This window comes from Pseudomonas sp. MPC6, from assembly GCF_006094435.1.
Taxonomy (GTDB): domain Bacteria; phylum Pseudomonadota; class Gammaproteobacteria; order Pseudomonadales; family Pseudomonadaceae; genus Aquipseudomonas.
This window is the reverse complement of sequence record NZ_CP034783.1, coordinates 3,171,424-3,194,422: the sequence shown is the minus strand read 5'-3', so window position 1 is coordinate 3,194,422 and position 22,999 is coordinate 3,171,424. Positions and strand designations below refer to the sequence as shown.

Here is a 22,999-nt window from a genome sequence, read left to right as displayed (position 1 = left end):
CGTTTAGGGGCCCCTGTCACCGGCCGCTCCGGCTCAGGAGGTCGTCATGTCCGCACCTATCGTCAAGCTGTTTACCCAACCGAACTTCGCGTGGACGGATATCCGCAAGGAAGAGGAAGCGCATCCGCGTCATTACCTCGCCCATTTGTTGCTGCTGGCCTTGATCCCCGCGGTGTGCCTGTTTATCGGGACTACCTACGTCGGCTGGAGCCTGGCGGAGAATGAAATCGTCAAGCTCAGCGCCGGCAGTGCGTTGCAGTTGTGTGGGTTGCTCTACGTCACCATCGTCGCCGGCGTGGCGCTGACGGGACTGTTCATCCGCTGGATGTCGCGCACGTTCGACGCGCGGCCGACCGTCAATCAATGCATCGGTTTTGCAGCCTATACCGTGACCGACGCCTGAATACCTGCGCGCGACTGTCGGTTGATGACCTCGGCCCTTGGGGCCCGCGCCGCCCGCAGTGAATCCCGATCATGAGTTTCATTGTCTGGGTGGCGGTACTGGGAGCTGTGCTGCTGACGCTGGCACTGACGTCGTCGTACCTGCGCTGGATGCCGGTGACCACCTCCGCCGTGTGCCTGGTGCTGGGGGTGGCGATCGGGCCGGCGGGATTCGGGCTGTTGAAACTGGATACGACGGACGCGTCGATCTGGATGGAGCACCTGACGGAAGTCGCGGTGCTGTTTTCGCTGTTTGTCTGCGGCCTCAAATTGCGCTCGCCGCTCAGGGACAAAAAATGGCGGATTGCATTCGGGCTGGCCGGTCCGGTGATGCTGTTGACCATTGCCGGCGTCAGTCTGTTGCTGCACTACGGGTTCCAGCTAACCTGGGGGCCTTCGGTGCTGATCGGCTCGATTCTGGCGCCGACCGACCCGGTCCTCGCCTCACTGGTGCAAGTCAACGATGCCCGGGATGACGACAGCGGGATCATTACCCAACCGATCCTGGCTAGATATGAGCGGCGTAAAAAAACAGGATAGTTGATTTTACCCCCGGCTTTTACTGCCGGAATCATCGAATTTTCGCCTTCATAAATTTGAAATCCTTGGGCGATCCGGCGGGTCATACGGTTAATCGCGCCCGGCTTTTGTAGGGCGCGAGGATTCAGGTTCGGTTCCCCTGCGGCGCCAAGCCTATAAAAAGGGACCTCGAAAATAAGGTGCTGGTCATGATTCACTATTCAACCTGCGAAGAAATCAAAGCCTGCCGCGCGTTCGCCCTGGAACGCAACCGCCAGATGTTTGCCGAGGCCCAGGCGCTCAGCCGCAGCGCCTTCGAGCTGCTCGAGGGCAGCGATATGGATGGCGAACTGTTTGATCGCTATCTGGACATACGCAGGAAGGCCAACCTGAAGTTCAAGGAAGCGATCGAACACTTGCGCGTACTCAATACAGATTTCCCGCCTGTTTCGGCGTCTACGCAAAATGCGCAACGGTTGCATCGGGAAGCCGAGTCCAGGGTTTAGAGGCAGGCGTGCGCGGCCTCTTCGCGAGCAGGCTCGCTCCCACCAGGAATTGGGGCCGTAGACCAATCCCGAGAAAGCAGAGATCCCTTGTAGGAGCTGGCTTGCCAGCGAAGGCGGACTGACATCCGACATCAATGTCGACTGACCCGCCGTCTTCGCTGGCAAGCCAGCTCCTACAGTTAATCGGGGCGCGCACCAATCCGGCGTCCGGCACAGGCCGCACAATTCCCTGCTGCAAAACCGATCTATAACGCCGATATTGCCTCCGGTTGCAGGCGTCCGGTTTCGATGTGACCGAGCAACTCCGGCAAGTAGCGCTGCACCTGGGTCTGGCCCATTTTGAACGTCAGGCCCTTGTCGAACGCATCGCAACTGGCGAACAGGTCACGCTGGCAAAAAAAGCACTCGCCACACGCAATCACGAACGGGATCACCACCCGATCACCGCGCTGCACGGCCGTCACTGCCGAGCCGGTTTCTTCGACATGCCGGGCGAATCTGATCAGCGGTCAAGGTGGAAAATCACACTATTACCGGGGTAAAAAAGCGACGCCGCGAACTGCATGAGTCAATTTCCAGACTCATGCAGCCTGCACGACTTCAGTTTGCCATCAGCGCTCTTAACCTATTGATTAATATGACAATTAAAAGATAGTAAGAAGCGGCACGACAAATGCTCCCGTACCAGGAGCGACCTTCGGCCTTGAGACCGTTCGCGCTCATCCCCTGACTAGTTGAGAGACTCGACCATGAACGCCATAGACCTGTTGAAAGCCGACCATGAACGTGTAAAAGGCATCTTGACCCAATTAAGCGAATCCACCGAGCGTGGTGTCAAAAAACGCGGCGAACTGCTGGCCAAGCTGGAAATGGAGATCACCATTCATACCCGTATCGAAGAAGAGGTTTTGTACCCGGCGTACAAGAAAGCCGGGGGCAAAGAGCAGGACGTGATGTATTACGAGGCCAAGGAAGAACATCGCACCGTGGACTCGCTGGTGCTGCCCGACCTGAAAGTCACCGACCCCTCCACTCCGGAATTCGCCGGTCGGGTGAAAGTGGTCAAGGAACTGCTGGAACACCATATCGAAGAGGAAGAAACGGAAATGTTTCCTCAGGCGAAAAAGCTGCTGGGCAAAGCCACCTTGGAAGAACTGGGGGCGCAAATGGAAACCTTGAAGGCCCAGTACAAGAAAGAAATGAGCGCGGGCAACATGGCGGCTTGAGGGAGCGTTCTGCCTCTGGCAAAGGGGGCGGACACCTGTAGGAGCGAGCTTGCTCGCGATGGATGACGACGACATGCGTACAGTCTGAATGATCGCGCTGTTCTTGAATCCTTCGCGAGCAAGCTCGCGCCTACAGGGCTTTTGCCGAGTAACCCGCCGAACCTTGCTCCGCCCGGCTCACGCACCGGGATTGGTCACCTGGATATAAACCGCATAGGTCCCCAGCAATACCCAGAACGTGGCGAAAATCCACGGCGTACGCACCGAAAACAACAAGGATTTGCGATAGCCCTTATGGGACGACTCCATCTCACTGAACAACGGCGATTCATCATAGGCGAGGCCCATCAAGGGCTCGCTGCGCAACAACTCACTCTGCTTGAAATGCCAATGATCAATAATGTCGTAGGCCGCTCGAATACCCGGCCAGGCGTTGAGCGAACTGAGCAGCCCCAACAACGCCAGGAATGGCGGCACCACCAGGGTAAAGAGCTTGCCCCATTCCGGATTGAGGTTGGACATGCAGGAGGCAAAGGCAATCAGCAAAAACGATTGCGCGGCCAGATAGGCGTCGGTGCGATTGGCCAGAATGCTGGTTTCGTACTGGATTTCCCGGCGATAGAAATCCAGGCGTTCCTTGGGCGAACCAAACATTTTGGCGTTGTGTTCGGTGAGGGTTTCTTCGGCCGGGGCCTCGGTCAGTATTCTTGGCACTGCAATCACCCGAGGGCTGCAAAGACCTTTAGAAGAAACCGCTGCCGACAAGTTCAGCCGGATTGACAACACAAGGGGTCAGCAATGGACTATCTCGATTGGGTGCAATGGCCAGCCATGGTGGTCACGGTGCTGGCCGCGTGGCTGATCGGTTCGCAAAAGCCCGAGCGTCGGGTCTCGGGCTTCATCTGTTTTATCGTGAGCAATGTGTTGTGGGTGATATGGGGATACCACACCCAGGCCTATGCCCTGATCGTGTTGCAGTTTTGCCTGTGCACCATGAACCTGCGCGGCTTCAGGAAGAATGCGCACTCCGCCTCCTGATGTTTCGGTATACGGGTGATTGTGCGGCGATCATTTCATGGTCGAGGCAATGATCTCCACCAGATTGAGCTGGGTATAGGGTTTGGACAGGCGCGGCAGTTTCGTGGCAAAGCCTTCCAGCCGTTCGGCATAGCCGGTCGCGAGGATGATCGGCAGGTCAGGTTTGCGGGTTCGAATGGCCTGCGCCAATTGCGCGCCATTCATCTGCGGCATGGCCATGTCGGAAATGACCAGGTCGATGGCCGGCTCGGCATCGAGCGCTTTCAGCGCCAGCGCCCCGGATACCGCGCTGATCACCCGATGCCCGAGATCTTCGAGCAACAGGCAGGTACTGGTCAGCACCAGGCTGTCGTCGTCCACCACCAGCACACACAGGCGAGGCACCGGCGGTGCGGTTTCTTCGTCGGTAGCGGGCGTGGCAACCGAACCGGTCGTGGCGACGGGTATCCACAGTTCTGCGGTCGTGCCCGCGTCTTTCTGGCTCTTGAGGATGAATCGCCCGCCCAGTTGTTCGATAAAACCATGCACCATCGACAACCCCAGGCCCGTGCCTTTACCCACCCCCTTGGTGGTGAAGAACGGGTCCATCGCCGAGGCCAGCGTGGTCTCATCCATGCCTTCCCCCGTGTCTCTGACACTCAGGCAGACATAGCGGCCCTTCATCGGGGTGAACTGGAGTTGGTCGCGAACCTCTTCCGTTCTGGCGCTGATCACCAACTTCCCGCCATGGGGCATTGCATCCCGGGCGTTGGTCGCCAGGTTCAGCACCGCCAGTTCAAGCTGATTGACGTCGGCCAGAATGGGTTCGAGTTCGGTTGAAAAGCTGGTTTCAAGGACCACGGAAGGCCCGAGGGAGCTGCGCAACAAGCCGGAGATACCTTGCACCAGCGCCGGAATCTCGACAGGTTCGGCCTTGAGTTCCTGGCGCCTGGCAAACGCCAGCATGCGCTGGGTCAGCGATACGCCACGCAAGGCGCCCTGGGTGGCGTTGTCCACCAGCCGGGTAATACGCGGGTCGTCACCCACGCGCTTGCGGACTATTTCCAGATTGCCGAGGATCACCGTCAACAGGTTGTTGAAATCGTGGGCAATGCCTCCGGTGAGCTGGCCGATGGCTTGCATTTTCTGCGCCTGGAACAGCGCCTCGCGGGTTTGTTCGAGGACCTGCTGGGCCTGGGTGGCTTCGGTGATGTCACGGGTGATCTTGGCAAAACCGAGTAGCGTGCCGGTGTCGCCCCAGATCGGATCGACCACCACGTGCGCCATGAACCGCGTCCCGTCCTTGCGCACGCGCCAGCCCTTGTTTTCGAACCGCCCGTCACGGATGGCAATGGACAGGGTTCGTTGCGGTTCGCCGGCCTCGCGGTCCTCCGGGGTATAAAACATCGAAAAATGTTGCCCGATCACTTCTTCGGGCATATAGCCCTTGATGCGCTGGGCCCCGAGATTCCAGTTGGTCAGGCGGCCGTCCGGGGCGAGCATATAGATCGCGTAGTCCGTGACGCTTTGCACCAGCAGGCGGAATTGCTGCTCGCTTTGCTTGAGGGTCTCTTCGGCCATCTTGCGGTCGGTCAGGTCCCGGGTGATCTTGGCAAACCCCAGCAATTTGCCCGTCGGGTCGATAATCGGGTCGATGACCACGTGGCACCAAAAGTGCGTGCCGTCCTTGCGCACCCGCCAGCCTTCGCCCTCGAAACGTCCTTCGGTGATGGCCGTATTCAATGCGCGCTGGGGCAGGCCTGCGCGTCTATCTTCGTCGGTGTAGAAACGCGAGAAGTGCTGGCCAAGGATCTCCGCCTCCTCATACCCCTTGAAACGCCGGGCGCCGGCGTTCCAGCTGGTGATGATGCCATCGGGATCAATCATGTAGATCGCATAGTCAATCACAGCATCGATCAACAGGCGCAACCGACTGTCATCGATGATGGTGGCTTTGCTTCGATCTTCGCTCATTGATCCCTCACGTCATGGATGTATGTGTGGAGTATGGGACAAACGGAAAATTTGGAAAACTCAAAACAACGCGGGCTGTGCGCAACCCTGGGCGGCGTCCTCGATGAGTGCTTGCTCGGGGGGGTGGCGCGCAACATAAGTCGCGGGCGCAATCGTCCACCAGCGCGGCAGCAGTTGCTTGACCTTGCTGTCGCCAAACCGGTCATCGATCAGCATGACGACCCCTTGATCCTGCTGGGTGCGAATCACCCGCCCCGCCGCCTGGACCACTTTCTGCACCCCGGGGAACAAGTAGGTGTAGTCATACCCGGCACCGAAAATCGCCGCCATGCGATGTTTCACCTGCTCGTTGACCGGGTTGAGCTGCGCCAGCCCCAGAGTGGCAATGAATGCACCGATCAGGCGCGCCCCGGGCAAGTCGATGCCTTCGCCGAACGCCCCGCCCAGCACGGCGAAACCGATGCCCTGGCTGTCGGCGGTGAACTGATCGAGAAAATCCTGCCGCGGCCCTTCCGCCATGCCTCGAGACTGTGCCCACAGATTGATATGGGGATGTCTTTGCGCCAGCAACTGCGCCACTTGCTGCAAATAATCGAAGCTGCTGAAAAACGCCAGGTAGTTGCCGGGGCGCTGGCTGAACTGCCTGGCGATCAGCTCGACGATCGGCGCCAGGGACGACTGGCGATGAACGAACCGGGTGGAGATCTGGCTGACGATATGCACTTGCAACTGATCGGCGTGAAAAGGTGATTCGACATCGATCCACACCGTGTTCGCCGGCGTGCCCAACAGATCGGCGTAGTAATGGCGCGGGCTCAGGGTCGCGGAAAACAACACGGTGCTGCGCGCAGCCGTCAGGCGCGGGCGGATGAACCCGGCGGGCACCACATTGCGCAAGCACAGCTGCGACAGGTTTTTCTTGCGCTCGAGGTCGCGCTTGCTGATGTCGAACAGGAACTGTTCATCGAACAGTTCGGCGACCCGGCAAAACTGCAGCATGTCGAAGTAAAAGCCCTGCAAGGCGCTGTCCAGGCCTTGAGGATGATCGTTCAGGTAATCGCCGATACTCGCACTGCAGGACGACAGGGCCTGGAGCAATTTTTCCGGTGCCTTGTCATACGCCTGATAGGCGCCGAGCTGCAGGTCATGCAGGGCATTCCACTGCCGGTTGACCCGCTGCAAGGCCGTCTTCAGCGCTGGCGGGGCGGTTTTGCGCACAGCGTTGAGGGTCGATTGGTCGAGGCTGGCACTGTACATTTGCCGCCCCCGCTCCACCAGGTTATGCGCTTCGTCCACCAGCACCGCGACTTTCCAGTTGTTGGCCTGGGCCAGGCCAAACAGCAACGCGCTGAAATCGAAATAATAGTTGTAGTCGGCGACCACTACATCGGCCCAGCGGGCCATTTCCTGGCTCAGGTAATACGGGCACACGGCATGTTCAAGCGCCACCTCACGCAAGGCGCTCTGGTTCAACAGGGTCAGTTCGCTGGCGGCCTGGCGCGCCGCGGGCAAGCGGTCATAGAAACCCTGGGCCAACGGGCAGGATTCGCCGTGACAGGCTTTGTCCGGATGCTCGCAGGCCTTGTCCCGGGCGATCATTTCCAGAACCCGCAGGGGTGGCGCTTCGGCACTCTGGAGAATGACTTGCGCGGCATCCAGCGCCAGTTTGCGGCCCGGGGTCTTCGCGGTCAGGAAGAACACCTTGTCCAGTTGCTGCGGCGCCAAGGCCTTGAGCATTGGAAACAAGGTGCCGACGGTCTTGCCGATCCCCGTAGGTGCCTGGGCCATCAGGCAGCGCCCGGTACTGACCGCCTTGAACACCGATTCAGCCAGATGACGCTGCCCCGGACGAAAGTCGGCGTGGGGAAACGCCAGTTGCTGCGCCGCGCGATTGCGTCCTTCGCGGTGGGCCATTTCCTGCTCGGCCCACTGCAGGAACAGGCGGCAATGGTGCTCGAAAAACTGCCCCAGCTCTGGCGCGCCGAAGGCCTCGACCAGGCAGGTTTCCTTTTCGCTGACAATGTCGAAGTACACCAGCGCCAGGTTGATCCGGGCCAGTTGCAGTTTCCGGCACATCAGCCAGCCGTAGATCTTCGCCTGCGCCCAGTGCAGCTGGCGGTGGTTGGCGGGCTGCTTGCTCAAGTCACCGCGATAGGTTTTGACTTCTTCCAGGCAATTTTGCACCGGGTCGTAGCCGTCCGCCCTGCCCTTGATCTGCAACGTTTGATACTGGCCTTCGAGTGCGACTTCACTCTGGTAACCCTCGCTGCGCCGGGACGCCACGGTGCGATGCCCGACGATGCCTTCCAGTGCAGTCGGCGACGGCGTGAAGCGCAGGTCAAGATCGCCGACCTTGGCGGTGAACTCGCACAACGCGCGAACCGCGATGCTGTAGCTCACGCGCTTTGCTCCGCCCATTGCACGTAGCACACGGCAATCGGCATCTGGTGCTCATGGCAGAACTCCAGCCAGCGCAACTGGTTGTCCTGCAGGCGATCGCCGGGGCCTTTGACTTCGATCATGCGGTAGGTCTTGTCTTGCGGCCAGAACTGGATCAGGTCCGGCATGCCGGCGCGATTGGCCTTGATGTCCAGCAGCAGGCGATGGAACCAGTGCTTGAGGTGGTCGGCCGGCAGGCAATCGAGGGCCTGGTCGAGCAACTCCTCGCTCAATACGCCCCAGAACACGAACGGTGATTGCACGCCCCGCTTGGCGGCATACCGGTCACGGATGGTCTGGCGGTAACGTCCGTCATCGAGTTCGCCCAGGCAGGCCTGGAACAGGTCAGCCCGACGCAGATGGAAGTCTTCATTGAGCAGGTCCACCGGCCCCCGCTGGAACGGGTGAAAAAACGCCCCCGGCAAGGGCGCGAAGATCGCCGGCCAGCACAGCAGCCCGAACAGCGAGTTGATCAGGCTGTTCTCCACGTAATGCACCGGTGCTGCTTCTTCTGCCAGGTGAGCCTGGACATGATATTCCACCGACAGCGCCGGATCGGTCCTGGGCAGTTGCAGGTCCAGGCGCAGCATTTCCCGAGGGGACGAACGTTTGATGGGCGGTCCGCCGAGCTTGCGCCGCAGTCGGGGCAATACCCGCAGCAAGTGTTGCTGTTCGGCGGCACTTTGCGCGGACTGCTCGGCATGGCTGGCCAGGTCCAGCGCCAACTGATACTCGCCGCAGCGCTCCAGCACGCGAATCAGGCGCAACCGCGCGCCAGGCCAGGCGCACTCGCGGTAAATGCCCAGGGCCGTGGCGAAATCGGCGGTGCGCTCGCAATATTGCCCCATCTGGAATAACAGCTTGTCGCGACGACGTTGCAGCCAGGGATTGTCCAGCGCCAGCCCGTTGACCTGCTCGACAATGCCGGCCAGCGCATCGCCGGCTTCGAAACGTTGCTGGCAGTCATGCAGGAACACGCAGGCATCCACGTCCTCGCGGCTGCGCAAGCCCCGGGAGTCGGCGCAGAACTCGACTTTTTCATAGGTAAAAATCCCCAGGTCGGCCAGCACGAACTCCGACCAATCCTGGTAAAGATTGCCAAAGAACATCAGGCGCAGGCGATCACACAGCCCCATGATGGTCAGGCTGAACAGTCGGTCATCCAATGCCTCGCACCAGAGGCTGAAGCATCGGGCTTCGGGAAACCGTTCGCTCAATGCCGGCAGCCAATCGGTCTTCTTGCCCTTGGGCTGATCGATGGCCGCGCCAAGGCACTGGAGGATTTCGGCCTTGAGCAGCACCTCGAACAGTTCCGCGACCGACAGCGGCGCCTGCTCGTCGATCCAGCCCAGCGCCAGCAACGGGCCGGCAGCGCTCGCGGTGTCGCCGATCTCGGCGTACTGCAGCTTGCTCGTCCGAAAGTGTATGCCCCTGCGCATGACCATCCGTACCAGCAGCGCCCTGGAGGGTCGGGGCAGCTGGTAGAAATCGCCGATGAACCGCTGCTCCTCGACACTCAACACATCGGCATAGCGATGCTCAAGCCAATCAAGCACTTGCATGAAGTTGTTCAAGTAGTAGAACGGATCGTCGAGGGGATTTGCAGTCACAGGTAAAAGGGCCATGGCGAGCGAGTACTGGTTATGCGTACAGATACCAGCTACACCCGGTGCGGTGCAAACGGAAAAGGATCAGCGGCGGGCAATCAGCCGGTTTTTTTGCCGCCTGTCGAACTTTCTGCCAATCCATCGCACCAACCGCCTGAGAGGTACGGTTGCGATAACGCTCGAACAAGACAGCGGGCCACTTTTTTAAAGGATGAGAGGTGGGTATGAATATCAAGACTCTGGGTTTGCCTATGGCCGTGGCGGCTTTTCTGGCCTTGGCCGGTTGCTCGACACCGACGGTGGTGACCCTGCAGAACGGCACCCAGTATTTGACCAAGGCCATGCCGGACACCGAAACCAAGGACGGTTTTTACGAGTTTGAAGATATTTCCGGGGCGAAGGTGAAGGTCAGGGCTGCTGAAGTGGCCACTGTCCGCAAGGAAGACTGAAGACCGCGTAATCGTTCTTCGCGAGCAGGGCAGCCTGTTCAAAGCAGGTGCCCGGCCCAGATGTTGCGATTGACCAGATCGGCGGCAATCTCGATGAACGCATCCCCGACAAATTTCGCCGCCGGACTGACTCGCCTGTCAGCGGGAAAGACCTGGACCAGTTTGCGCATCGGAACGGGGTCGACCAGGGGCGCGGCACTGAGCACTCCCGCTTCGATCTGCCGGTAAATCGAGGCCAGAGGCAACGCGGTGAAGCCGAAGCCATTGCCGACCAGATCGATCATGGCGCCGAAGGAGTCGGCTTCAACGCTGGTGTTGAGCTTGATCCCGACGTCCCGCGCACAATTATCCAGAATCACCCGCAGGCTGTGTTTGGCGCTCGGCAACACTAATGATTGCTCGGCCAAAGACTCGAACGTCACCGGCGTATCCAGGCGCAGGGCGGCGCTGGCGGGGCCGACCAGCAACAGGTTTTCCATCATCACCGGCACGATCCGCAGCGTATGCAGGGGTTGCGGATCGTAGGATATCGCCAGCTCCAGTTCGCCACGCTGCACCCAATCGAGCAGGTAGCCGCTGAAGGCCGAGGAAAACCTGATGGCGAGATCCGGGTGCGCCTCCTTGATCTTGCGCACCAGGGGCACGGTGACAATTTCCGCCACCGTTGGCGTGGTACCGATGATCACCGTGCCGCGAAAAGAAGCTTTCCCCCCCACCACCGAACTTCGAATGGACTCCATTTCGTCCATGATCCGGGTGGCATGCGCCAACACTTCGCGGCCGGCATCGGTGATTTCCATGCCACGGCCATGTCGGTCGAACAGGTAGGTGCCGAGTTCTTTTTCCAGCAATCGAATCTGGCGGCTGAGCGCCGGTTGTGCAATGTGCAGCCGGTCGGAGGCCTTGCTGAGACTGCCCAGTTCGGCCACGTGAATCAGGGTCTTGAGTTGAACGACATCCATTGCCAGGCCAGTCAAAGTCGGGTTCGGCGCGAAATGCGTCGAGCGTGCTGTCAGTGTAAACGCATCGGCGCCCCTTGGAATGCCGCGGACCTGTGTCGCAGGGGGCCTGGCGCTTGTCGCGCAGCGTCTGTCCCCCTGCCCGCCGGGGCTGCCAGGGAGCTATAGAATTTCGGTATATCAGTTAGGCCTGGCTGACGGCTTATTTACCTCCTCGCTCTGCGGTAGCGTGCAATCAACGTCGACGCCAGAGCGCTCGACTTACTACAAGAATAAGATTCGAGGGCTTGCGCCATGATCTACACCGTTACTCTTTGCCTGAGCTATCCGGCTCACCCGGTCAGCAAGCTGCTGATCGCTCGCCTGCATCCCCCCTCTTCACTCTTGATCGTCAACGGGTCAAAGCCGCTGCGCTAGGCGTAACTGCCCCTCGAGCCAGCAACGTCGCAGACGCCCCAGGGTGCTCCTCGTATCGTCTCGCCTTGAAGAAAAGGGTGAACATCATGTCCGCATCAACTACTAACTCAACCGACCACGCTTCCACGACCGGCCCGTTGACCAGTAAAAATCGTGTCAGGGCCATCATGGGTGCCTGCTCAGGCAATCTGGTGGAGTGGTACGACTTTTTCATCTACGCCTATACCGCCATCTATTTTGCGGCTTCGTTTTTTCCCAAAGGCGATACAACCACCCAGTTGCTCGCGACCGCCGGCGTGTTCGCCGTGGGCTTTTTCATGCGCCCTCTCGGCGGCTGGATTTTCGGCTGGATTGCCGATACCCGCGGCCGCAAGGTCTCGATGATCATCTCGGTGTTCATGATGTGCGCCGGCTCGCTGCTGATCGCCGTCATGCCGACCTATGAAACGATCGGGGTCGCCGCGCCGGTGATGCTGGTAGTCGCCAGGTTGATTCAAGGACTGTCCGTGGGTGCTGAATATGGCACCGGCGCCACCTACATCAGTGAAATCGCCACACCGGGTCGGCGCTGCTTCTATGGCTCCTTCCAGTACTTCACCATCATCGCCGGGCAGCTGCTGGCCTTGATGACCGTGGTCATTCTTCAGCAAACCCTCACCGGCGAGGAATTGCGCGAATGGGGCTGGAGGATTCCGTTCTTCATCGGCGCCCTGAGCTCGATCGTCGTGGTCTATCTGCGTCGCGCCATGCATGAAACCGCGACCAAAAAAGACATGAACCGCAAGGATGCCGGCTCGTTGCGCGGCATGTTCAAACACAAGCGCGCAGTGGCCCTGGTAGTGGCGTTCACCATCGGTGGCTCACTGTACTTCTATACCTTCACCACCTATATGCAGAAGTTCCTGGTGATCTCTGCAGGCTTCAGTCCGGAAACGGTGAGTTTTATCATGACCGCCGCCCTGGTCGGCTTCATGTTCTGCCAGCCGCTGTTTGGCCTGCTCGCCGACCGCATCGGAATCAAGGCGCACATGCTGATGTTTTCCGGGTTGGCCATGCTGCTGGTGATCCCCCTGCTCTACTCCCTGCAGTCGGTCAGCAGTCCGTTCATGGCGTTCCTGCTGGTGTTCGGCGGCCTGGCGATTGCGTCGCTCTACACCCCGATCGCCGGGATCGTCAAAGCCGAACTGTTCCCGCCTGCGGTACGTGCACTGGGTGTGGGCTTTCCGTATGCCGTCGGCAATGCGGCATTCGGCGGCACCGCGGAATACGTGGCCTTGTCGCTTAGATCCCAGGGGATCGAGGAGTATTTCTTCTTCTATGTCGCGGCCATTGTGAGCATCACGTTCATCGCCTCGATGCTGATGCCGAACCTGTCGCGTTATGGGTACATCAGCGGGTCCGGGGAGATCGAAGAGCGGACCGGGTTGAAGGGTTGGGCAAGGCCGGATACTGCCAGGGTCTGACGATGACCGATGTGTAACTTGAAAGGGCCCCATGGGCCCTTTCTTGCGTCACTGTAGGAGCGAGCTTGCTCGCGATGAACCTGAGAGCGTCGTGTTTATCCAGGAAACCCGCGTTATCGTTAACGTCCATCGCGAGCAAGCTTGCTCCTACAGCCAGCGTTGATCAGGGGTCAGCCAGCTATACCAATCGGGCATATCTCAAAGACAAAAACGGTAGTCGCAGTTCACTTCCAGCACTCGCAGAATGTGTGAAAACACAAAAGCAGCACTGCTTGGGAGATGGGCATGTCAACAGAAGCTGAACATATCGTGGGACAGGATTGGCAGGAGGACGTGTTCCGCGTGCTCAAGGCCCACGACGTCAAACACGTGGTCTTCGTCCCGGATGCAGGCCACTCGGCGGCCATCCGCATGTCGTACGCAGACCCTGACATCAAGGCGGTCGTCCTCACCACCGAAGAAGAAGGCATCGGCTACCTCGCCGGCGCCTGGCTGGGCGGCGAGCGCGGCGCGCTGTTGATGCAGTCCAGCGGCGTCGGCAACTGCATCAACACCCTGGCGCTGCAAGTCTGTGCCGGCTTCCCGCTGTTGATGGTGGTCACCATGCGCGGCGACTGGGCCGAGTTCAACGCCTGGCAGAACCCCATGGGCCAGGCCACTGAAGCCGCCCTGAACCTGATGAAAGTCATGACCTGGCGCGCGGACGTCCCGGAAGATGTCGCCCCGCTGCTGCACGGTGCCGCGACCATGGCCTTCAACGGTGATTCGTCCACTGCCCTGCTGCTCGGTCAGCGCCTGATTGGAGAAAAGAAATGGGTCAAGTAAGCGCAAACCACAGCCTGTGCCGCCGCGAAGTGGTCAAGGCCTTGCTGGCCGACCGCAAAGACGTGCTGGTGGTGACGGGTCTCGGTTCGGCGTCCTACGACGTCATGGCCGCCGGCGACAACGATCTCAATTACTACCTCTGGGCCGCCATGGGCAGCGCAATCACGGTAGGCCTGGGCCTGGCCAATGCGCAGCCGAACAAGTCGGTGGTGGTGGTCACCGGTGACGGCGAACTGCTCATGGGCTTCGGGGCGCTGGCCACAGTAGCGCTGCAAAAACCCGCCAACCTGACTATCGCGGTGCTGGATAACGGTCACTTCGGTGAGACCGGCATGCAGGTCAGCCACGCCGGTTTTGGTATTTCCCTGGACCAGGTGGCGAAGACTTGCGGGTTCAGCTGGACCGATGAAATCCGTGACATGGAAGGCGTGCATAACCTGCGCGAACGCTTTGCAACCCGCGATGGCGTCAAGCTCGCGACGATCAAGATCAAGGCGCAAAACCCGCCCCGGGTGCTGCCACCCCGTGACGGTCACTACGTCAAGAATCGCTTTCGTGCTGCCCTGGGTTTCAACCCGATCTGATTGCTCTTTGCCCGGACCCGCTCACGCAGGGCAGAGACCGTGCGTGACGCGCTGAGGAGAATAATAATGACTGACCGTAACTCCGAAGAACTCAATGCCATCCGCGAGGGCGTGCGCGCCCTGTGCGCTGAATTCGACGCGGCTTACTGGCGCAAGGTCGACGAAGAAAAAGGCTTTCCGGAAGTCTTCGTCAAGGCCCTGACCGACGCCGGTTGGCTGGCGGCGATGATCCCGACCGAATACGGTGGCTCCGGCCTCGGCCTGGCCGAAGCCTCGGTGATCCTCGAGGAAGTGAACCGCTGTGGCGGCAACTCCGGCACCGTTCACGGGCAGATGTACAACATGTTCACCCTGCTGCGGCACGGCAGCGAGGCGCAGAAAAGCTATTACCTGCCGAAACTGGCCAGCGGTGAATTGCGCCTGCAATCGATGGCCGTGACCGAGCCCACCACCGGCACCGACACCACCAAGATCAAGACCACGGCGGTCAAGCGCGGCGACAAGTACGTGATCAACGGCCAGAAGGTCTGGATCTCGCGGGTCCAGCATTCCGACCTGATGATCCTGCTGGCACGCACCACGCCTTTGGCCGAGGTGAAGAAAAAGTCCGAAGGCATGTCGATCTTCCTGGTCGACCTGCGTGAAGCCATCGGCAATGGCCTGACCGTGCAACCGATCGCGAACATGGTCAACCACGAAACCAACGAGCTGTTCTTCGACAATCTGGAAATCCCCGCGGACAGCCTGATCGGCGAGGAAGGCAAAGGCTTCCGGTACATCCTCGACGGCCTGAATGCCGAACGCACCCTGATCGCCGCCGAGTGCATCGGCGACGGACGCTGGTTTATCGAGAAGGCCAGCGCCTATGCCCGCGACCGCGTGGTGTTCGGCCGGCCGATCGGGCAGAACCAGGGCGTGCAATTCCCCATTGCCGAAGCGCATATCGAAATCGAGGCCGCCGACCTGATGCGCTGGCGTGCCTGCGAGGAATACGACAACGGCGAGAACGCCGGGGCCAGCGCCAACATGGCCAAGTACCTGGCGGCAAAAGCCTCCTGGGAAGCGGCCAACGCCTGCTTGCAGACCCACGGTGGCTTTGGTTTCGCCTGCGAATACGACGTCGAGCGCAAGTTCCGCGAAACCCGCCTGTATCAGGTCGCCCCCATCTCCACCAACCTGATCCTGTCGTACGTTGCCGAACACCTGCTCGAACTGCCGCGCTCTTTCTGATAACAAGAGAGATAAATCATGAGCCAGCCCAACAGCATCCGCCCGCTCGACGGCATCACCGTCGTCAGTCTCGAGCATGCCATTGCCGCGCCCTTCTGCACCCGACAACTGGCCGATCTCGGTGCCCGTGTGATCAAGGTCGAACGTCCAGGCGTCGGCGATTTCGCCCGGGGCTACGACCAGCGCGTCAACGGCCTGGCCTCGCACTTCGTCTGGACCAACCGCTCGAAGGAAAGCCTGACCCTCGACCTCAAACAAGACCTGGCGACCGAGGTGCTGGACGGTCTGCTGGCCACCGCCGATGTGTTCGTGCAGAACCTCGCACCCGGCGCCGCTGCGCGAATGGGTCTCTCGTTCGAGGCGCTGCATCAGCGATTTCCGCAGCTCATCGTGTGTGACATTTCAGGCTATGGCGCCGGCGGCCCCTATGAAAAGAAAAAAGCCTACGACCTGTTGATCCAGAGCGAAGGCGGCTTTCTGTCGGTGACCGGTGGCTCGGGCGAAGCAGAAATGGCCAAGGCCGGGTGCTCGATCGCCGACATCGCGGCCGGCATGTACGCCTACTCCAGCATCCTCTCCGCCCTGCTGCTGCGCGGGCGAACCGGTGAAGGCAGTCACATCGATGTGTCAATGCTGGAAAGCCTGGTCGAGTGGATGAACTATCCGATGTACTACGCCTACGACGGCGCGCCGCCGCCCCCACGCGCCGGCGCCGCCCATGCCACGATTTACCCCTATGGCCCCTTCCCCATCGGTGACGGCACCACGGTCATGCTGGGTTTGCAAAACGAACGCGAATGGCAGCTGTTCTGCGACAAGGTGCTGCTGGCGCCGGAATTGGTCAGGGACGAGCGCTTCAACGCCAACTTCAAACGGGTCGAAAACCGTCAGGCGCTGCGGGACTTGATCGTCCAATCGTTCTCGACCCTCAACTTCGATGCGGTCATCGATCGACTGGACCATGCGCAGATTGCCAACGCCCGGGTCAACGACATGCAAGGGGTCTGGGACCATCCACAACTCAAGGCCCGTGAGCGCTGGCGGCAAGTCGAGACCGCTGCCGGCTCGGTGCCGAGCCTGATACCGCCGGGCAGCAACAGTGCGTTCGAACCACGCATGGATGCCGTCCCGGGCCTGGGTCAACACACCGAACAGGTGCTCAGGGAATTGGGGCTGGGGACGGACCGCATCGAACAACTGCGTGCAGCCGGGGCGATCTGACCGTGACCCCGATCACCGACCTACAGGAGAAATAGCGATGAGCCGTTTAGATTTTTCAGCCTGGATTGGCCGCCGCCAGGAAAGCCAGGACCGAATCAGTTTCACCCTGGTCAAACGCATTGCCGCAACCTTGGGCGAGGTAGCACCCCAATCTGGCCAACCGCTTCCCCCGCTGTGGCACTGGGCGTTCTTTCAAGAGCCAGTGGGCGCCGACGAACTGGGCCCGGACGGTCATCCCGCCCTCGGCGGCTTCCTGCCGCCGGCCCACAACCGCAATCGCATGTGGGCCGGCAGCCGTATCGAGTTCTACCAGCCGCTGAAGGTGGAGGCGCAGGTGACCTGTGTCTCGACCATTATCAATGTCGAAGAGAAGCACGGCCGCACCGGGTCGTTGCTGTTCGTCACGGTCCGCCACGAGTATTTCCAGGACGGTCAACGTGCCCTGCAGGATGAGCATGACATTGTCTATCGGGAACCGACTCCACCCAAGCTGAGCGGCACCGAAGTGCTCCCCGAACGCCAATGGCAGGAGCGGGTCGATCCCTCCCCGACCCTGTTGTTCCGTTATTCCGCGGTCACGTTCAATGGCCACCGGATTCACTATGACTGGCCCTATGTCACCGAGACCGAAGGCTATCCGGGGCTGGTGGTGCATGGGCCTCTGATCGCCACCCTGAACTTGCGTGCTTTTACCAAAGCGCATCCGACCGCGCGACTGGAGCGGTTCACCTTCCGTGGCCTGCGACCGTTGATTTCGCCCCAACCCTTCGAGGTCGGTGGACGCTTGATCGATAGTGGCAAGGCGCAGGTCTGGGCGGGCAATCAGGACGGCATCGCACAAGTCGGCGAAGTAGAGTTCAGCCTGGGAGAAACGCCATGAGTCCGTCGATTGTTCGCTCCGCCCTGTTTGTGCCGGCCACGCGCCCCGAGCGCATCCCCAAAGCCATCGCCACTGGTGCGGATCGGGTCATTGTCGACCTGGAAGATGCCGTGCAGGACAACCTCAAGGACCAGGCCAGGGACAATCTGCAGCGCTTCCTCAGCGAAAATCCGGATGCGCGGATTCTGGTGCGAGTGAATGCCCCGGATCACCGCGCGCATGCTGCGGACCTGCAGCTGTGCCGCCAGCATGCCGGTGTGATCGGGGTCTTGCTGCCCAAGGCGGAAAGCGCGGCACAGGTGCATACAGCGACCAGCACTGGCAAACCGGTCTGGCCGATCATCGAGAGCGCCAAAGGCCTGGCTGCACTGCACGACATTGCCGGCGCCCCGGGTGTCGAGCGCTTATCGTTCGGCAGCCTTGATCTGGGACTGGACCTGAACCTGACCACCGGTAGCCGCGCCGCCGTGGCGTTCCTCAGCCACGCCCGCTACGCGGTAGTGCTCGGCACTCGGGTCGCCGGCCTGGCCCCGGCGCTCGACGGCGTCTTTCCCTCGATCCAGGACACCGCAGGTCTGCATGACGCCGTTCAGTTTGCCCGCGACATGGGGTTTGGCGGCGCGCTGTGTATCCATCCAAGCCAGGTGGCGATCATCCATCAAGCGCTGACACCCAGCCCTGAAGAACGGCACTGGGCGCAGCGCATCATGGAGGCCGCGACCTCGGGCGAAGGGGTGTTCGTGCTGGATGGGCAAATGGTCGATGCGCCGGTCATTGCGCGCGCTCAAGCGATCCTCGGGCGCGCGAATTAACCCGAAGGTTTCACCGCGACACCTGTAACGGGAGCAGCGATCGGCCCCCGTTATTTACGCCTCTGCCTGCACCACCCCTCGCTCCTCCAGCAGCCGTACAAACATGGTCAGGCTTTGCGACACCGTGCCCCGGCGCCACACCAGCCAGGTGCGCAGGAACCGGAACGACTCCGACAACGGCCAGACACTCACCGTGGCGCAGCCGGGCATGCTCTGGAGCATGCTGCGGGGCATCAGCGCCAGGCCGGCTCCGGCGCTGACGCAGGCCAGCATGCCGTGATAGGACTCCATCTCGAAAATCCGCCCGGGCACCGCTGCGTCCTTGGCGAACCAGCTTTCGAAGTGATGCCGATAGGAGCAATTGGAGCGGAAGGCATAAATGCTCTCGCCGTTGACGTCCTGCGCGCGAAGAATCGGGCCATGGTTCAGCGGCGCGATGAGCACCATCTCTTCCTCGAATGCAGGCACCCCTTCCAGGGCCGGGTGCAACACCGGGCCGTCGACAAAGGCGGCGGCCAGCCGGCCCGACAGCACGCCGTCGATCATGGTCCCGGAAGGTCCGGTGGACAGGTCCAGCTCGACCTTGGCGTAGCGCTGGTTATAGGCGGCCAGCAGCTCGGGGATGCGCACCGCCGCGGTGCTCTCCAGCGAGCCCAGGGGGAACGAGCCTTGCGGCTCCTCGCCCGCCACTGTGGCCCGGGCTTCCTGGACCAGGTCGAGGATACGCCGGGCATAGTCGAGAAAACTCCACCCCGCCGGAGACAGGCGCAGCCGACTCTTCTCGCGGATAAACAGGTCCACGCCCAGGTCCAGCTCCAGCTGCTTGATCCGCGTCGTCAGGTTCGAAGGCACCCGATGTATATGCTGGGCGGCCACGCTGATACTGCCGTGCTCGGCCACGGCTTTGAAAATCTCGAGCTGTACCAGATCCAAGTCATTCTCCAAACGTGAACGATATACTCAGTATTATTCAGTTTCCAGAACCCGCTCGCCAGCTTAATCTGAGCCCATACCCACCCAGCAGGACGGTGCCATGAGCCAGATTTCCAGCCTCACCCATGCCATTTCGATCAACCCCGCCAATGGCGAGCAGATCGGCCACTATCCGTTCCAGTCCGCATCGGACCTGGACGCCGCCCTGGCCCGTGCCGCTGCCGGATACTCGACCTGGCGTCGTACGCCTGTCGAGCAACGTGCCCAGGCCCTGGTCGTGCTCGCCCGGACGCTGCGCGACAACGCCGCCGCAATGGCGAACATGATCACCCTGGAGATGGGCAAGCCCATCGCCCAGGCGCGCGGCGAAATCGAAAAGTGTGCACAGCTGTGTGAATGGTATGCCGAACACGGCCCGGCCATGCTGACCGCTGAGCCGACGATGGTCGAAGGTGGCAAGGCGCGCATCGAATATCGCCCGCTGGGGTCGATTCTCGCGGTGATGCCGTGGAACTTCCCGATCTGGCAAGTGCTGCGCGGTGCGGTGCCAGCCTTGATCGCCGGTAATACCTACGTCCTCAAGCATGCGCCAAACGTCATGGGTTCGGCCTACTTGCTGCGCGATGCCTTGCAGCTCGCCAACTTCCCGCAAGGCGTGTTCGAGGTGATCAATGTCACGCCGGACGGCGTCTCCACGGCGATCGCCGATCCACGCATCGCCGCGGTGACCCTCACCGGCAGCGTGCGCGCCGGCATGGCTATTGGCGCCCAGGCCGGTGCCGCGATGAAGAAGTGCGTGCTGGAACTGGGTGGCTCCGACCCGTTCATCGTGCTCAACGACGCCGACCTGGATGAAGCCGTCAAAGCCGCCGTCATTGGCCGTTACCAGAACACCGGGCAAGTCTGCGCGGCGGCCAAGCGCCTGATTGTCGAGCAGGACATCGTCGAGGAATTCACGCGCAAGTTCGTCGAAGCCACGCGCCAACTGGTGGTCGGCGATCCATTGGCGGCCGATACCTATATCGGTCCCATGGCCCGTTTTGACCTGCGCGATGAACTCGATCAACAAGTCCGCGACACCCTGGAAGAAGGCGCGACCCTGCTGTTGGGTGGCAAAAAGGTTGAAGGTCCTGGCAACTATTACGAGCCTACGGTATTCGCCGATGTCACCGACCAGATGACCTCGTTCAAACAGGAACTGTTCGGCCCGGTCGCCTCGATCATTACCGCGCGAGATGCCGCCCATGCCCTGACGCTGGCCAACGACAGCGAGTTCGGACTGGCCGCGACCATTTACACGCGCAATGTCGAGCTGGCGCAGCAGATGGCCGGCGAACTGGAAACCGGCGGCGTGTTCATCAATGGCTACTGTGCCAGCGACCCGCGCGTGACCTTTGGCGGCGTGAAGAAAAGCGGCTTTGGCCGGGAGCTCTCGCACTTCGGCGTCCGCGAGTTCTGCAATGCGCAGACAGTGTGGCTTGATCGACGTTGATGGGTCCCCTGTGTAGGGACCGGCTTGCTGGCGAAGGCGCCGGCATGGGCGCTGCAAGGCTCAAGGCCGCCTTCGCTGGCAAGCCAGCTCCTACACGATTACCTGCGTACAGATGGTTTGTGGAGAACGCCAAACCCTGTGTAGGAGCCGGCTTGCTGGCGAAGGCGTCTGCATGGGCGCTGCAAGTCTTGAGGCCGCTTTCGCTGGCAAGCCAGCTCCTACACGATTACCTGCGTACAGATGGTTTGTGGAGAACGCCAAACCCTGTGTAGGAGCCGGCTTGCTGGCGAAGGCGTCTGCATGGGCGCTGCAAGGCTCAAGGCCGCCTTCGCTGGCAAGCCAGCTCCTACACGATTACCTGCGTACCGATGGTTTGCGGAACACGCCAAACCCTGTGTAGGAGCCGGCTTGCTGGCGAAGGCGTCTGCATGGGCGCTGCAAGTCTTGAGGCCGCTTTCGCTGGCAAGCCAGCTCCTACACGATTACCTGCGTACAGATGGTTTGTGGAGAACGCCAAACCCTGTGTAGGAGCCGGCTTGCTGGCGAAGGCGTCTGCATGGGCGCTGCAAGGCTCAAGGCCGCCTTCGCTGGCAAGCCAGCTCCTACACGATTACCTGCGTACCGATGGTTTGCGGAACACGCCAAACCCTGTGTAGGAGCCGGCTTGCTGGCGAAGGCGTCTGCATGGGCGCTGCAAGTCTTGAGGCCGCTTTCGCTGGCAAGCCAGCTCCTACACGATTACCTGCGTACAGATGGTTTGTGGAGAACGCCAAACCCTGTGTAGGAGCCGGCTTGCTGGCGAAGGCGTCTGCATGGGCGCTGCAAGGCTCAAGGCCGCCTTCGCTGGCAAGCCGGCTCCTATACGAAGGCTGTGTATCAGGCGAGGTGTTTTCTCAGCTCCCCGACCGGATCTTGTTCCAGACTCGGGTGCGAATCCGGTCGACATTCAGCGGCATCGCTTCCAGCGCAAACAATTTCCCCATCATCTCCGGGCTCGGGTAGACCTTGGTATCGTTCTTGATCGCCGGGTCGATCAGGCTGTCGGCCTGTTGGTTGCCGTTGGCGTAACGCACATGATTACTGATGCTGGCCATGACGTCCGGCCGCAACAGGTAATTCATGAAGGCATAACCGGCCTTTTCATCCGGGGCATCAACAGGCATGGCGACCATGTCGAACCAGATGGCGGAGCCTTCCTTGGGGATCGAATAGCCGATCTCGATACCGTTGTTGGCTTCCTTGGCACGACTTTCCGCTTGCAGGATGTCGCCGGAGAAACCGACGGCCACGCAGATGTCACCATTGGCCAGGTCGCCTGTGTACTTGGACGAATGGAAGTAGCTGACGTACGGCCGGACTTTGATCAACAGCGCTTCGGCCTTTTTATAGTCGTCCGGGTTCTTGCTGTGATGCGGCAGCCCCAGGTAGTTCAACGCTGCCGGCAGCAGTTCCGGGCCGTTGTCGAGGATGGCCACGCCGCACTTCTGCAGTTTTTCCATGTACTGCGGCTTGAAGATCAGGTCCCAGGAATCCACCGGCGCGTCATCACCCAATACCGCCTTGACCTTGGCAATGTTGTAGCCGATGCCGGTGCTGCCCCACAGGTACGGGAACCCGTGTTCATTGCCTGGATCGTTGGTCCGCAAAGCGTCGAGCAATACAGGATTGAGGTTTTTCCAGTTCGGCAACTGGCTCTTGTCGAGCGTCTTCAGCGCCCCGCCCTGAATCTGCCGCGCCATGAAGTGATTGGACGGGAACACCACGTCGTAACCGGAGTTGCCGGTCATCAGCTTGCCATCGAGGGTTTCGTTGCTGTCATAAACGTCGTAACTGAACCCGATGCCGGTTTCTTTCTGGAAGTTTTTCGTGGTGTCCGGGGCGATGTAGCTCGACCAGTTGTAGATCTTGACGGTTTCGGCCGCCTGGCCGAGGGTCGCTACGAGTGCCAAGGGGGCCAGAGTCAGGGTCTTTCGGATCATGAGTCGATTCCTGTAGGGCTTGTGTT

19 protein-coding genes and 3 pseudogenes are annotated in these 22,999 nt (G+C 60.7%); 14 read left to right on the top strand and 8 right to left on the bottom strand.

All coding sequences use genetic code 11. From position 1 onward, the window contains the following. Window positions 1–46: 46 nt before the first annotated feature. From ELQ88_RS16940 to ELQ88_RS16930, 3 genes and pseudogenes are all read left to right on the top strand, one after another. Window positions 47–394 (top strand): annotated as a pseudogene (locus ELQ88_RS16940) (Yip1 family protein); the annotation flags it as partial. An 80-nt stretch (window positions 395–474) separates the two neighbouring features. After that, window positions 475–924, top strand: a pseudogene (locus ELQ88_RS16935) (cation:proton antiporter); the annotation flags it as partial. 245 nt (window positions 925–1,169) lie between these two features. Further along, on the top strand, window positions 1,170–1,466 hold the full coding sequence (locus ELQ88_RS16930) for a hypothetical protein (protein ID WP_128871980.1): 297 nt from the start codon (window positions 1,170–1,172) through the stop codon (window positions 1,464–1,466). 257 nt (window positions 1,467–1,723) lie between these two features. Here the strand turns inward: ELQ88_RS16930 and ELQ88_RS34680 are convergent. Continuing rightward, window positions 1,724–1,972: pseudogene (locus tag ELQ88_RS34680) on the bottom strand (alcohol dehydrogenase catalytic domain-containing protein); the annotation flags it as partial. Between the two features lie 243 nt (window positions 1,973–2,215). Here ELQ88_RS34680 and ELQ88_RS16920 point away from each other — a divergent pair. After that, the gene (locus tag ELQ88_RS16920) at window positions 2,216–2,692 is read left to right on the top strand and encodes a hemerythrin domain-containing protein (RefSeq protein ID WP_138966479.1); all 477 of its coding nucleotides are present in this window, start codon (window positions 2,216–2,218) and stop codon (window positions 2,690–2,692) included. Window positions 2,693–2,869: 177 nt separating this feature from the next. Here ELQ88_RS16920 and ELQ88_RS16915 read toward each other — a convergent pair whose 3' ends face one another. Then, window positions 2,870–3,406: a hypothetical protein gene (locus tag ELQ88_RS16915; protein ID WP_128871982.1), complete on the bottom strand. Its 537-nt coding sequence runs from the start codon at window positions 3,404–3,406 to the stop codon at window positions 2,870–2,872. An 84-nt stretch (window positions 3,407–3,490) separates the two neighbouring features. Between ELQ88_RS16915 and ELQ88_RS16910 the strand changes: the two genes are divergently transcribed. Continuing rightward, a complete protein-coding gene (locus tag ELQ88_RS16910; protein ID WP_138966477.1) occupies window positions 3,491–3,730 on the top strand; it encodes a hypothetical protein in 240 nt (79 codons plus the stop codon). Window positions 3,731–3,760: 30 nt separating this feature from the next. Here ELQ88_RS16910 and ELQ88_RS16905 read toward each other — a convergent pair whose 3' ends face one another. The 3 genes from ELQ88_RS16905 to ELQ88_RS16895 are packed head-to-tail and all read right to left on the bottom strand — an operon-like array spanning window position 3,761 to window position 9,747. Next, window positions 3,761–5,683, bottom strand: a complete 1,923-nt coding sequence (locus tag ELQ88_RS16905; RefSeq protein ID WP_138966475.1) for a PAS domain-containing sensor histidine kinase — start codon at window positions 5,681–5,683, stop codon at window positions 3,761–3,763. Between the two features lie 60 nt (window positions 5,684–5,743). Then, window positions 5,744–8,083 carry an ATP-dependent DNA helicase gene (locus ELQ88_RS16900; RefSeq protein WP_228761622.1) on the bottom strand — a complete coding sequence of 780 codons (2,340 nt, stop codon included), beginning with the start codon at window positions 8,081–8,083 and terminating at the stop codon, window positions 5,744–5,746. Beyond that, window positions 8,080–9,747, bottom strand: a complete 1,668-nt coding sequence (locus tag ELQ88_RS16895; RefSeq protein ID WP_138966473.1) for a VRR-NUC domain-containing protein — start codon at window positions 9,745–9,747, stop codon at window positions 8,080–8,082. Before ELQ88_RS16895 ends, ELQ88_RS16900 begins: the two co-directional genes overlap by 4 nt. 206 nt (window positions 9,748–9,953) lie before the next feature. On the opposite strand from ELQ88_RS16895, the gene ELQ88_RS16890 reads away from it, so the two are divergent. Then, window positions 9,954–10,178 carry a YgdI/YgdR family lipoprotein gene (locus ELQ88_RS16890; protein WP_128871985.1) on the top strand — a complete coding sequence of 75 codons (225 nt, stop codon included), beginning with the start codon at window positions 9,954–9,956 and terminating at the stop codon, window positions 10,176–10,178. A 38-nt stretch (window positions 10,179–10,216) separates the two neighbouring features. On the opposite strand, the gene ELQ88_RS16885 is transcribed toward ELQ88_RS16890, so the two are convergent. After that, a complete protein-coding gene (locus ELQ88_RS16885) occupies window positions 10,217–11,140 on the bottom strand; it encodes a LysR substrate-binding domain-containing protein (protein ID WP_138966472.1) in 924 nt (307 codons plus the stop codon). Window positions 11,141–11,640: 500 nt separating this feature from the next. Between ELQ88_RS16885 and ELQ88_RS16880 the strand changes: the two genes are divergently transcribed. The 7 genes from ELQ88_RS16880 (at window position 11,641) to ELQ88_RS16845 (ending at window position 18,569) form a co-directional block, all read left to right on the top strand. Then, the gene (locus tag ELQ88_RS16880) at window positions 11,641–13,017 is read left to right on the top strand and encodes an MFS family transporter (RefSeq protein WP_138966470.1); all 1,377 of its coding nucleotides are present in this window, start codon (window positions 11,641–11,643) and stop codon (window positions 13,015–13,017) included. Between the two features lie 285 nt (window positions 13,018–13,302). Then, window positions 13,303–13,842, top strand: a complete 540-nt coding sequence (locus tag ELQ88_RS16870; protein ID WP_138966466.1) for a thiamine pyrophosphate-binding protein — start codon at window positions 13,303–13,305, stop codon at window positions 13,840–13,842. After that, window positions 13,830–14,426 (top strand): thiamine pyrophosphate-dependent enzyme, encoded by a 597-nt coding sequence (locus ELQ88_RS16865; protein WP_138966464.1) that lies wholly within the window; start codon window positions 13,830–13,832, stop codon window positions 14,424–14,426. The genes ELQ88_RS16870 and ELQ88_RS16865 overlap by 13 nt, the downstream gene beginning before the upstream one ends. Window positions 14,427–14,492: 66 nt before the next feature. Beyond that, a complete protein-coding gene (locus ELQ88_RS16860; protein ID WP_128871990.1) occupies window positions 14,493–15,656 on the top strand; it encodes an acyl-CoA dehydrogenase family protein in 1,164 nt (387 codons plus the stop codon). Between the two features lie 18 nt (window positions 15,657–15,674). Continuing rightward, the gene (locus ELQ88_RS16855) at window positions 15,675–16,877 is read left to right on the top strand and encodes a CaiB/BaiF CoA-transferase family protein (protein WP_138966463.1); all 1,203 of its coding nucleotides are present in this window, start codon (window positions 15,675–15,677) and stop codon (window positions 16,875–16,877) included. A gap of 37 nt (window positions 16,878–16,914) precedes the next feature. Beyond that, a complete protein-coding gene (locus tag ELQ88_RS16850; protein WP_138966461.1) occupies window positions 16,915–17,757 on the top strand; it encodes a MaoC family dehydratase N-terminal domain-containing protein in 843 nt (280 codons plus the stop codon). Continuing rightward, on the top strand, window positions 17,754–18,569 hold the full coding sequence (locus ELQ88_RS16845) for a CoA ester lyase (protein WP_138966459.1): 816 nt from the start codon (window positions 17,754–17,756) through the stop codon (window positions 18,567–18,569). The genes ELQ88_RS16850 and ELQ88_RS16845 overlap by 4 nt, the downstream gene beginning before the upstream one ends. A gap of 54 nt (window positions 18,570–18,623) precedes the next feature. Here ELQ88_RS16845 and ELQ88_RS16840 read toward each other — a convergent pair whose 3' ends face one another. Further along, on the bottom strand, window positions 18,624–19,502 hold the full coding sequence (locus ELQ88_RS16840) for a LysR family transcriptional regulator (RefSeq protein WP_138966457.1): 879 nt from the start codon (window positions 19,500–19,502) through the stop codon (window positions 18,624–18,626). A gap of 100 nt (window positions 19,503–19,602) precedes the next feature. On the opposite strand from ELQ88_RS16840, the gene ELQ88_RS16835 reads away from it, so the two are divergent. Beyond that, window positions 19,603–20,994, top strand: a complete 1,392-nt coding sequence (locus tag ELQ88_RS16835; RefSeq protein ID WP_138966455.1) for an aldehyde dehydrogenase family protein — start codon at window positions 19,603–19,605, stop codon at window positions 20,992–20,994. 893 nt (window positions 20,995–21,887) lie between these two features. On the opposite strand, the gene ELQ88_RS16830 is transcribed toward ELQ88_RS16835, so the two are convergent. Next, a complete protein-coding gene (locus ELQ88_RS16830; RefSeq protein ID WP_138966453.1) occupies window positions 21,888–22,973 on the bottom strand; it encodes a polyamine ABC transporter substrate-binding protein in 1,086 nt (361 codons plus the stop codon). Window positions 22,974–22,999: the final 26 nt, after the last annotated feature.

Coding starts and splice junctions, on each gene's coding strand:
- ELQ88_RS16930 (WP_128871980.1), top strand. CDS start 1,170: ATGATTCACTATTCAACCTGCGAAGAAATCAAAGCCTGCCGCGCGTTC.
- ELQ88_RS16920 (WP_138966479.1), top strand. CDS start 2,216: ATGAACGCCATAGACCTGTTGAAAGCCGACCATGAACGTGTAAAAGGC.
- ELQ88_RS16910 (WP_138966477.1), top strand. CDS start 3,491: ATGGACTATCTCGATTGGGTGCAATGGCCAGCCATGGTGGTCACGGTG.
- ELQ88_RS16905 (WP_138966475.1), bottom strand. CDS start 5,683: ATGAGCGAAGATCGAAGCAAAGCCACCATCATCGATGACAGTCGGTTG.
- ELQ88_RS16895 (WP_138966473.1), bottom strand. CDS start 9,747: ATGGCCCTTTTACCTGTGACTGCAAATCCCCTCGACGATCCGTTCTAC.
- ELQ88_RS16890 (WP_128871985.1), top strand. CDS start 9,954: ATGAATATCAAGACTCTGGGTTTGCCTATGGCCGTGGCGGCTTTTCTG.
- ELQ88_RS16885 (WP_138966472.1), bottom strand. CDS start 11,140: ATGGATGTCGTTCAACTCAAGACCCTGATTCACGTGGCCGAACTGGGC.
- ELQ88_RS16880 (WP_138966470.1), top strand. CDS start 11,641: ATGTCCGCATCAACTACTAACTCAACCGACCACGCTTCCACGACCGGC.
- ELQ88_RS16870 (WP_138966466.1), top strand. CDS start 13,303: ATGTCAACAGAAGCTGAACATATCGTGGGACAGGATTGGCAGGAGGAC.
- ELQ88_RS16865 (WP_138966464.1), top strand. CDS start 13,830: ATGGGTCAAGTAAGCGCAAACCACAGCCTGTGCCGCCGCGAAGTGGTC.
- ELQ88_RS16860 (WP_128871990.1), top strand. CDS start 14,493: ATGACTGACCGTAACTCCGAAGAACTCAATGCCATCCGCGAGGGCGTG.
- ELQ88_RS16855 (WP_138966463.1), top strand. CDS start 15,675: ATGAGCCAGCCCAACAGCATCCGCCCGCTCGACGGCATCACCGTCGTC.
- ELQ88_RS16850 (WP_138966461.1), top strand. CDS start 16,915: ATGAGCCGTTTAGATTTTTCAGCCTGGATTGGCCGCCGCCAGGAAAGC.
- ELQ88_RS16845 (WP_138966459.1), top strand. CDS start 17,754: ATGAGTCCGTCGATTGTTCGCTCCGCCCTGTTTGTGCCGGCCACGCGC.
- ELQ88_RS16835 (WP_138966455.1), top strand. CDS start 19,603: ATGAGCCAGATTTCCAGCCTCACCCATGCCATTTCGATCAACCCCGCC.
- ELQ88_RS16830 (WP_138966453.1), bottom strand. CDS start 22,973: ATGATCCGAAAGACCCTGACTCTGGCCCCCTTGGCACTCGTAGCGACC.